The organism is Bordetella genomosp. 13 (assembly GCF_007679965.1).
Lineage (GTDB): Bacteria > Pseudomonadota > Gammaproteobacteria > Burkholderiales > Burkholderiaceae_B > Bordetella.
The window spans coordinates 129,676-139,625 of the sequence record NZ_VEHL01000010.1 but is presented as its reverse complement, the minus strand read 5'-3'; the positions used below and the strand labels follow the sequence as shown (position 1 = coordinate 139,625).

Sequence of the window (9,950 nt, the reverse complement as noted above, 5' to 3'; positions counted from 1 at the left end):
CGGCGGTCAGTAGGGATCGCCGCCGTTGCGCACGGGGTCGGGACGGGCATGCGAGATGCCCGCTTCCTCTTCGTCGACGATCTCGTCGGGCGCCACGTCGGCCGGCCGGCCGCCATGGCGCTGATTCACGCTGTCGCGCTCGCCCGTCCCTTGGGCATCGCTGTCGCTGTCCATGCCGGGCGGCAGGTCGCTCGCCGAATCCGACGAATCGCTGGGGCCGACATTGGGCCGGCCGGCGCCGTATTGCGGGGACGAGAGATCGGTTTCCATAAAGGGATTCATGGCTGCTCCTGATAGACCACGGGCCCGGCACTGCCGGGATGCGTACGTGTCAGCAAGCCACGTACCCGGCACGTGGCTTGCTGAATCTCCGATGTCCCCAGTTTCGGATGGCCGCATCATGAATCCTTCCGTCCCATTGCTTGTGATCTCTCCCCATTACGACGACGCCGTGCTCGGTTGCGGCGACCTGCTGGCCGCGGCGCCCGACGCCACGGTGCTCACCGTCTGCACCGGCGTGCCGGCCGGCGATGCGCCGTTGCCCGGTTGGGACCGCGAATGCGGGTTCGACACCCCGGGCCAGGCGATGCTGGCACGCGAGAAGGAAGACAGCCTTGCCCTGGCCACGCTGGGCGTGAAGACCCTGCGGCTGGGCGTGCTGGACAGCCAGTACGCGGCATCGCGCGACCGCGCCGAGCTGAAGGATCTGCTGGCCGGCGCGCTGGCGCAGTTGCGACCCCGGGCGGTGTATCTCCCGCTGGGCCTCTTCCACGAGGATCACCTGCTGGTGTCCGACATCCTGTTGTCCCTGCGGCCGTGGCTGCCGCCGCAGCCCGTGTGGTGCGCCTACGAAGAGGCGCTGTATCGCGGCAAGCCCGGACTGGCGCAGAAGCGGCTGGCCGACTTGCTGGCGCGCGGCATCCAGGCCACGCCCGAACCCGGCCCGCCGCCCGGCGACCCGCGCAAGGGGGAGGCAGTGCGAGCCTATGCCAGCCAGTTGCGGCCGCTGGGGCTGGCCGATGGCGGCGGCGATCCGGCGCGGCCGGAGCGCTACTGGCGCCTGCACTGGCAGTCGGAGTCCGAGGCGGCCGCGTGACGACCGCTGCCCCTCGCGTGTCCATCGTCGTGCTGACGTGCAACCGCCGCGACGAAGTGCTGCGCACGCTGCACGGCTTGCGCCGGCACTATCCGCACCATCCCATCATTGTGGTGGACAACGCCAGCGAGGATGGGAGCGCCGGTGCGATCGGCCAGGCTTTTCCCGACGTGCAACTGGTGCGGGCGCCGACCAACGAGGGCGCGGCGGGCCGTAACCGAGGCTGCCTGGCAGCAACCACACCGTACGTGGCGTTCTGCGACGACGATACGTGCTGGGAGGCCGAGGCGCTGGCGCGCGCCGAGGCCATGCTGGATGGCTGGCCCGAACTGGCGCTGGCCAGCGGCCAGGTGAGGGTAGGCCAGCAAGGGCGGCCCGATCCCACCTGTGCCGTCATGGCGCGCAGCCCGTTGCCGGGCCTGCCGGGGATCGGCCCGGGCCTGGTCGGCTTCATGGCCGGCGCCTGCGTGGTGCGGCGCGCGGCATTCCTGCAGGCAGGCGGATATTGGCCACCGCTGTTCATCGGCGGCGAGGAAGGACTGCTGGCGCTGGACCTGCTGCAGGCGGGGTGGCGCATCGTGTACGCGCCGCAACTGGTCACCTGGCACTGGCCGTCCGCCCGGCGCGATGCGCCGCGCCGCCGCAGCCTGCTGGCGCGCAACGCGCTGTGGCTGGCATGGATGCGGCTGCCCGCGCGCATCGCCTGGCGCCAGACGCGGCGCGCGGCGGTGTCGGGCAATGGCCTGCGCGTGCTGGCCCAGGCGTTGCCAGGCCTGCCGCGCGCGCTGTCGCGTCGCCGCGTGGTGTCGGCGTCGGTGCTGGCGCAGTTGCGGCAGGTGGAAGCGGCGGCTAGGGACGACCGGACGGCGTGCTGACGTCGTCCGACAGTCCGGAGTGGTGGTGCACCACGCGGGACAGCGCATACAGCGCGCTGGCGCGCCGCACCGCCGAGCGGTCGCCGGGAAACTGGCGGGTCTCGGTGTAGATCGCCGGCGTATCCCCATCCCTTCTGTACAGCCACGCATAGCATTGCGTACCAGGCGGCACGCCCCTGCCGCCATCGTCCGCCACCCCGGTATTTGCAACGATCACGTTGGCCGGCGTGCGGTGCGCCGCGCCCTCGGCCATCGCGCGGGCCACGGGCTCGCTGGTCAGGTTGTTCTGGCTGAATACGTCGGGATCGATGCCCAGGCAGCGCTGCTTGGCCGACACCGAATAGGTGACGAACGCGCAGTCCAGCAACTGGCCCGCGCCGGGCAGGTCCGCCAACAGCGAGGCGATCATGCCTGCCGTGCAGGATTCCGCCGTGGCCAGCAGCAGGCCGTGGTCGCGCATGTAGTCCGCCAACTCCTGGAGTTGCCGCTGCTGTGCGCTGGTCAGTGGCATTTCAGCTGTCATGGCCGCCCACCCGCGCGCCGACCACCATCTCGGTGATCCAGCCGCTGAGAATCGAGGTATAGGCCTGCTGCGCCACTTTCTCCGTCAGCGCGTGGTCGGCGCCGTCCAGCCGCCGGTGCGTCAGCGAATGCGCCGCCATGAAGGCGTTGCGATAGCTCATGATGGTGGCATGCGGAATGAAGTCGTCGTGCTCGGCCTCCACCAGCAACACGTCGCCGCCGAAGGCCTCGCAGGCGCTCAGCGCGCGGTTGTCGGCCGGCAGGACGGGGCCCTGGCGCAGGCTGCGCAACTGGCTCCGGTCGAACCCCGCCTTGGGCTGCGCCCAGGTGTCGTCGCGGTACAGCGCGGGCACGTGCAGTGCCAGCCAGCGCACGTTGCGCATGCCGGTCAGGATGGCGGCCAGGTAGCCGCCATAGCTGCTGCCGACGACCGCGATGGCCGAGGTGTCGACCTCCGGGTGCGAGACCAGCGTGTCATAGGCCTCGAGCACGTCCTGCAGGTTGTCCTCGGGCGTCACCTGCTGCTGCTGGGCCTCGGTGGCCGCGTGCCCGCGCAGATCGAAGGTCAGGCATACGCAACCCAGCCCCGCGATGCCCCGCGCGCGCTTCAGGTCGAAGCGCTGGTCGCCGCCCCAGCCGTGCACGAACAGGATGCCGGGCATCTTGGCGGCCGGAGCCAGCAGCGTGCCCGCCAGTTCCTGGCCGTCGACCGCGATCCGGATTTCCTCACTCTGCGCCGCCATGATGCGTGATGCCTCCGGATTTCGAGATATGGCCCACCGCGCTGTCCTCGCCGTGGAACACCAGGTGGTCCTCCTGTGGCCGGGGATGCTCCGCGCCGTAGCGCTCGCGCGTATACGCCGTGACCTTGCGCAGCGCGGGATCGGCCCGGAAGGCTTCCAGCGCGGCGATTTCCGCCATGCTCGCGCCCCCGGCGCGCCAGGATTGCTCCAGCACGCCCATGCGCCGCGCGCCGCGGGCATCCAGCCCCAGCGCCACGTCGTAATTGCGGCGCGAGGCCAGCAGGTCGGGATAGTGGCGCTGCACGGTGGCGTCGTAGTGGCGGGCCAGCTGTACCGCCTGGCGCTCGTCGTCCGACAGGCCGCCGTCCAGCAGTTCGTCGTAGCCGCCCCGCACCACGTGCAGCGTGGAACCGCCATACACCAGGGCGCCGCCGTTGTCCGGCGTCAATTCCTGCGTGCCCACGTAAGCCGCCTGCAATCCCGGGATGCCGACGCTGCCCACGCTGAACGTGCGCACCTCGCCCGTCAGGTTGGCCTCGATCACCAGGCCATGCGCGCGCACGTCGGCCGAGTCGCAGCCGGCCAGCGCGGCCTGCAACTGCGCCGCATCGCGCACCACGGTCTGCCCACGGCCCGCATTGGCTTCGGGCAGCTTCAGGCGGACGGGGCCGTCGCGCAGCAGCGCCAGGGCCGCCGCCGACGCGTCCCCCAATGAGAATGCCGTATAGCCCGGCAGCACAGACTCGCCCAGTTCGGCGCCAAGGTCCGCGGCCCAGCCCGGCGGCTGCGCATCGTGCGGACGGTGCAGCGGATGCGAAATGGCCTTGGTGGCCACGTACGCATGGGGCACCACGCCGCCATACAGATGATGTTCGGCCCTGATCCCCAGCGCTGCGGCCTGGGCGCGGCCCACCAGCGTGTGCGCCGGAACGTAGTACACGCGGCGGCCTGACAGCGTGGGCGCATCGTACTCGGCGTACTCCGCGTCCAGCAGGCCGGCCAGGCGCCGCGCCAGCGTGCTGTGGCTGGCGATCTCGTGTTCCGACGCCGTGGGGCGGCGCGGATGCGCGACCGCCACGTGCGGCGCCATCTCGACCGCCGCGTTGATGACCGTGCCCAGGGCCGGGTCCATTCCGGATGCAAGAACCGTGTTCATGAGGCGCCTCCTTCAAGACTCGCGATTGCGCTGCACCGCGCGTACCCCTTGGCGCGCTTCCAGGATCAGGTACGACAGGCCGCCGATGCACAGCGGCAGCAGGGCATACAGCGCGCGATAGACCAGCGCCGCGCCCAGCACCTGCGACGCCGGCAGTTGCCCGGCCAGCGCGCCCACGAAGATGGCTTCCGTGGTGCCCAGCCCGCCGGGGATGCGCACGATCACCGATGCCATGCTGGTGCACAGCAGCACGCCCAGCACCATCAAATAGGGCACCTTGGCCTGCAGCAGCGCGTACATGATCGCGCCCATCGTGCACCACGACAGGATCGCCAGCGCGCATTGCGTCACCGCCGTGCGGCCGCTGGGAATCACGATGCGATGGCCGCGCACGGTCCAGTGGCGCCGCGTGGAGCGCCAGCAGAACAGGATGTACGCCAGGCCGCCCAGCATCAGCACTGCGCCCGCCGCCCGCAGCGCCATGCCGCCCACGTGCCACGAGGCCGGAATGGGTGTGACCCCGCTGGCGAACACCGCGCCCGCGATCAGCCCATAGCCGATCCAGTTGGTGGTCACGCTGAAGCCCGTGATGCGCAGGATGGTGGAGCGCCGCAGTCCCAGCAGGTTGGCGTACAGCCGCAGCCGCACCGCCAGGCCGCCGATCAGCACGCCCAGGTTCAGGTTCAGCGCATAGCTGATCGCGGCGATGCCCAGCACGCGGCCGGCGGGCAGCCGCTTGTCCACGTAGCGGCGCGCCAGCAGGTCGAAGCTGCCGTAGGCCGCGTAGCCCACTACCACCAGGCCTGCCGCCAGCAGCAGCGTGGTCGTCGGGATCGAATGGATGGCTTTCAACACGGCTCGCCAGTCGACGTTGCGCGCGAGGTTGAACACCACCACCAAAGCGAAGGCCGCGACGAACCAGATGAAGATGTTGAACAGCCTGGTCCAGCGGCGGCTGCCGCGCTTGTCGCCGGATTTCTTCTCGCGCGGGGCGCTCGCGGTTTTCATCGAGGCCTGGGCGCCGGCCGCGTTGGCGGAACTGAGTGTGCTCATGTCGTTTGACCTCCGACGCTCAGGGCGTAGAGCCGTTTTCCTGGGGCAGGGCCGCCAGGGCTTTTGCGTCCACCGATTGCAGGCGCGGTTTGTGGGCGGGCAGGGCGCCCGCCCATGCCGGGAAGCGCCGCAGGAAATGGAACACCACCACGCCGACCCACAGCTTGCGCAGGCTGCGCGCAGAGCGCGAGGCGCGCGGCGCCAGCTGGCAGTGCTTCTGCAGCAAGGTGTCCAGGCGCTCGCGCAGGGCCTGATTCAGGCCGGCGTCGTAGGCGACGATGTTGGCCTCCAGGTTCAGCGCCAGGCTGAACGGATCCAGGTTGCTCGAACCCACCGTCACCCAGGTGTCGTCGATGCAGGCCACCTTGCCATGTAGCGGCCGCGTGCAGTACTCGTGAATCTCTACGCCCGCCTCGGCCAGGTAGTCGTAAAGCATGCTGGCCGCCATCTTGGCTACCGGCATGTCCGGTTCGCCCTGCAGGATCAGGCGCACCCGCACCCCGCGGCGCGCCGCGTGCTTCAGTTCGCGCAGCAGCCGGTAGCCCGGGAAGAAATAGGCATTGGCGATCAGGATGTCGCGCTTGGCCAGGCGGATGGCGGCTCGATAATGGCGTTCGATGTCGTCGCGGTGGCGGTCGTTGTCGCGCACCACCAGGCAGGCCGCGCCGTTCTCGGCATTGAAGCGCGGCGCCAGCCCGGCGCGGCGCCTGCCCGGCGCGCGGCGCGCCGGCGTGGCCAGCGCTTCGCGGGCATACTGGGCCACGTCGCCCGCCAGCGGACCGCGGATGGCCACCGCATAGTCCTGCTTGGCCTCCGGACCGCTGGCCAGCAGGTGGTCGGCGCCGAAATTGATGCCGCCCACGAACGCCAGCGTGCCGTCTATCGCCACGATCTTGCGATGCATGCGGCGGAACAGGTTGGTGCGCACGCCCAGTAGGCGCGGCTTCGGATCGAAGATGTGGAACCGCACGCCGGCGTCCACCAGGCCTTGCAGGAATTCCGCGGACAGCTCGTCGCTGCCGTAGCCGTCCACCATCACGTCCACGGACACGCCGCGTCCGGCCGCGGCGATCAGGGCCTCGCGCAGTGCGCGGCCCACCTCGTCGTCGAACAGGATGAACGTCTCCACCAGCACTTCTTTCCGCGCCTTGCCGATCTCTTCGAGCACGCGCGGGAAGTACTCCTCGCCGTTCTCCAGCAGGTCGAACGACGTATCCTTGCGCCATTGGGGATTCATGCCGACACCTCCGCAGCGATGGGCACGTGGTCCGACAGCCGCGACCACGGTTGGCCCGACAGGGGCACCGGCTTGCAGTGCCTGACGTTCTTCACATAGATGCGGTCGAGCCGCAGCACCGGCCAGCGGGCCGGGAAGGTCCGGGCCGGCCGGGGCCGCACGCCGTGGTGGATCTCGCGCATGCCGCAGCCGTGCAGGACCCTGTCCGCCCGCAGCCGCCAGTCGTTGAAGTCGCCCGCGATCACCACGGGCTCGCCCGCGGGCAGGGTGGCAACGAAGTCGCGCAGGCGCCGCAACTGCTCCTGGCGATGCGCCTCCAGCAGCCCGAGATGCACGCACAGCAGGTGCACGTCGCTGCCCTGCGGACGGATCACGCAGTGCAGCAGCCCGCGCGCCTCGTGTTTGCCGACGCTGATGTCGTGGTTGTCGAAGGACACGATGGGAAACTTGGACAGCACCGCGTTGCCATGGTGGCCATCGGGGTACACCGCGTTGCGGCCGTAGGCATGCGCGGTCCAGATCGTATCGGCCAGGAATTCGTAGTGCGAGGTCTTGGGCCAGTCCGCCAGCCGCAGCGCGTGCTGCTGGTGCTCGCCCGTGACCTCCTGCAGGAACACGATGTCGGCACCGACCTGGCGGATGGCGTCGCGCAGCTCCGGCAGCATGAAGCGACGGTTGAAAAAGGTGAACCCCTTGTGGATGTTGACGCTGAGCACCCGCAACTGCGAGGCGTCGGCATGGGGTTTCGGCGGGGTATGTTGTTCTGGCATGAGCGCTCCGCTACCTGACGAAGAAGACACTCAGCAAGCGCCGTGCCTGCGGCCGGTGGCCCCCGGCACACGGTGTGGCCCGGCGGGTGCCGGCTACGGCTAAGTCCTTGAAAATGCTGCGCCGCGACGCGGGCTGGTCCGCTACGGCCGATTCGGCCTGCAAGCGCCGGCCGGCGACTGGCGCCATGGCGTCACGCCACGCCCGGCGGAGGTGGAAGACGAATTTCTTACCTTTGCCCGCGGAGGTCGCCGCCGGCCGTCACTGCGCCGGCTGCCCGCGGCCCGAGGCCGCCTCGGCGTTGCGCTCGAGCATGCTCAGCGCATCGTTCAGCATGGACACCTGTTCCTCGGACAGCCCCTCGAGCATGTCGCGGAAGAAGGCGGCGCGGCGCGGCAGGGCCTCTTCGACCACTTCGCGTCCCGCCTGCGTGAGCGAGGCATTGGTCAGGCGGTTGTCGCCGGCATCCACCGCGCGCTCGATCCAGCCCAGCTTCTGCATGGCCTGCAACTGCCGCGTCAGCGACGCGGGGTCGAGCCGGCAGCGCTCGGCCAGCAGCTTCTGCGACGTGCTGCCCAGCTCGTGCAGGCTATACAGGATGCGCCAACGCGGCAGCGGGTGCCCGACCCGGCTGCTGAATGCGCTCTGCATGACGCGGTAGGTCTGGCCCACGTGCTGGACCACCAGCAGACCTTGTTGTGGTGTCGGCAATGCTTATTCTCCGCTTGCCGGGCTCTGGGAACGGCCCGGAAGCGCCAAATGTACCTTGGGCGCGCGGCGCACGCACCACAGGGCCGCGAGCGCCACCACCAGGGCAATGGCCTGGCCCCCGTGGATCGCCGTCACCAGCGCCTCTCGCGCGGTGTCCAGCAGGGCCGCGCCGTCCAGTCCCTGGCCGCCCCACTGGGCCAGCAGGCGGGCCTGGGTTTCAACGTCGACCAGCACGCGCGGATCGGACAACTGATCGAGGCTGGCCGCGTCGACCTTGCCGCCCAGCGTGGCGGCGGTGCGGCTGGCATAGGTATGGCTGACCACGGTGCCCACCACGGCAGTGCCCACCATGCCGCCGATCATGCGCAGCGACTGCAAAAGCGCCGTGGCGATGCCCAGGTGGGCCCGGCCGGCGGTCTGCTGCGCGAAGATGGTAAGGGTGGGCATGACGAACCCCATGCCCAGCCCGCCCAGCATCATGTAGGCGGCCAGCAGCCAGTGCCCGGTGGCGCGGTCGCTGGCCAGCACGCCGGCGCACGAGGCGGCCAGCAGGCCGAAGCCGGCATAGAGGATGCGGCCCGGCTCGGCCATCCGGGCGATCACGCGTCCGCCCGCGATGCTGCCCACCGTGATGAAGGCCGCCAGCGGCGTGACCAGCAGCCCCGCCTGCTGCGGCGACAGCCCGAAGCCGCCCTGCATCAGCAGCGGCGCGTAGAACAGCAGGGTGAACATCGTCGTGCCCACCAGCAGCGCCATCAGGAACAGCATGGCAAGGCCGCGGTCACGCAGCATGTCGAAGGGCAGCAGGGGATGGGCGCAGCGCTTTTCCCAGGCATACAGCGCGAAGAATGCCGCCGCGCTGACCACCGCCAGCAGCGTGATGGTGCCCCCCGCGTCGTCCTGCGGCAACAGTTCCACCAGCAGCTGCAGCGAACCCAGCGCCGCCGCGATCAGCAAGGCGCCCGGCCAGTCCAGGCGTATCTTGCCGCCGGTGTGCTGGCGCAGATGCGGCATGTGGCGGATCACGAACCAGGCGCCCAGCAGGCCGATCGGCACGTTCACGTAGAACACCGAGCGCCAGCCGTAGTGCTCGGTCAGCACCCCGCCCAGCGACGGTCCGATCGCGTTGGCGATGCCGAAGGCCGAGGCCACCATCACCTGCCAGCGCAGCCGCACGCGGGTGTCGGGGAACAGGTCGGGGATACAGGCGAAGGCGGTGCCCACCAGCATGCCGCCGCCCACGCCCTGCAGCGCGCGCGCCAGCACCAGCTGCAGCATGCTCTGGGCCGCACCGCACAGCACCGAGGCTACCGTGAACACCACGATGGCGGCCACCACGAAGGGCTTGCGGCCGAAATAGTCGCCCAGGCGGCCGAAGATCGGCACGGTGATCACCGAGGTCAGCAGGTACGACGTGGCCACCCAGGCGTACAGGTTGAAGCCATGCAGCTCGGACACGATGGTCGGCAGCGCCGTGCCCACCACCGTCTGGTCCACCGCCACCAGCATCATCACGAAGCACATGCCCAGCATGGCCATCAGCGATTGTCGGAAGGGCAGGAGCTGGCCCGCGGAATGCGGGGCATCGTAGGTAGCGCTGGGCGGCATTTGTGACAAATCAATAATTGACCGGTCAACAATTATAGCGTTTTCCCGAATATGGTTATTACCCATATGTGGGGGGCGTGCCGCAAGGACGGCGACCGTGGCCGATTCCCCACGCCCGCCGCGTTCGCCGGACGGCGCCTGCCGCCTTCGGCTACTATCCCGCATCTGCCTGGCCGGCGCC

Annotated in this window: 11 protein-coding genes; 2 read left to right on the top strand and 9 right to left on the bottom strand. The window is 69.8% G+C overall.

What is annotated here, in order from left to right:
• Positions 1–6 precede the first annotated feature (6 nt).
• Complete coding sequence (locus FS845_RS22230) at positions 7–282, bottom strand: hypothetical protein (RefSeq protein ID WP_260986402.1); 276 nt, start codon at positions 280–282, stop codon at positions 7–9.
• 118 nt (positions 283–400) lie between these two features.
• Here FS845_RS22230 and FS845_RS22225 point away from each other — a divergent pair, with 118 nt between their 5' ends.
• Complete coding sequence (locus FS845_RS22225; RefSeq protein ID WP_144639441.1) at positions 401–1,096, top strand: PIG-L deacetylase family protein; 696 nt, start codon at positions 401–403, stop codon at positions 1,094–1,096.
• Positions 1,093–1,971, top strand: coding sequence for a glycosyltransferase family 2 protein (locus FS845_RS22220; RefSeq protein ID WP_144639440.1), 879 nt, complete (start codon positions 1,093–1,095; stop codon positions 1,969–1,971). The genes FS845_RS22225 and FS845_RS22220 overlap by 4 nt, the downstream gene beginning before the upstream one ends.
• Here FS845_RS22220 and FS845_RS22215 read toward each other — a convergent pair.
• The 8 genes from FS845_RS22215 to FS845_RS22180 all read right to left on the bottom strand — a co-directional run bounded on the left by FS845_RS22215 (position 1,946) and on the right by FS845_RS22180 (position 9,769).
• A complete protein-coding gene (locus tag FS845_RS22215; protein WP_144639438.1) occupies positions 1,946–2,482 on the bottom strand; it encodes a CinA family protein in 537 nt (178 codons plus the stop codon). The genes FS845_RS22220 and FS845_RS22215 overlap by 26 nt on opposite strands.
• Before the next feature lies 1 nt (position 2,483).
• Positions 2,484–3,236, bottom strand: coding sequence for an alpha/beta hydrolase family protein (locus tag FS845_RS22210; RefSeq protein ID WP_144639436.1), 753 nt, complete (start codon positions 3,234–3,236; stop codon positions 2,484–2,486).
• Positions 3,220–4,392, bottom strand: coding sequence for a DUF3182 family protein (locus tag FS845_RS22205; RefSeq protein WP_260986401.1), 1,173 nt, complete (start codon positions 4,390–4,392; stop codon positions 3,220–3,222). The genes FS845_RS22210 and FS845_RS22205 overlap by 17 nt, the downstream gene beginning before the upstream one ends.
• 12 nt (positions 4,393–4,404) lie before the next feature.
• Complete coding sequence (locus tag FS845_RS22200; protein ID WP_144639434.1) at positions 4,405–5,445, bottom strand: lysylphosphatidylglycerol synthase domain-containing protein; 1,041 nt, start codon at positions 5,443–5,445, stop codon at positions 4,405–4,407.
• Positions 5,446–5,464: 19 nt separating this feature from the next.
• A complete protein-coding gene (clsB, locus tag FS845_RS22195; RefSeq protein ID WP_144639432.1) occupies positions 5,465–6,682 on the bottom strand; it encodes a cardiolipin synthase ClsB in 1,218 nt (405 codons plus the stop codon).
• Positions 6,679–7,452: an endonuclease/exonuclease/phosphatase family protein gene (locus FS845_RS22190; RefSeq protein ID WP_144639430.1), complete on the bottom strand. Its 774-nt coding sequence runs from the start codon at positions 7,450–7,452 to the stop codon at positions 6,679–6,681. Before FS845_RS22190 ends, clsB begins: the two co-directional genes overlap by 4 nt.
• Positions 7,453–7,711: 259 nt before the next feature.
• Entirely contained in the window at positions 7,712–8,161 is a 450-nt protein-coding gene (locus FS845_RS22185; protein ID WP_144639428.1) for a MarR family winged helix-turn-helix transcriptional regulator, read from the bottom strand.
• A 3-nt stretch (positions 8,162–8,164) separates the two neighbouring features.
• Positions 8,165–9,769, bottom strand: a complete 1,605-nt coding sequence (locus FS845_RS22180) for an MDR family MFS transporter (protein WP_260986400.1) — start codon at positions 9,767–9,769, stop codon at positions 8,165–8,167.
• Positions 9,770–9,950 lie beyond the last annotated feature (181 nt).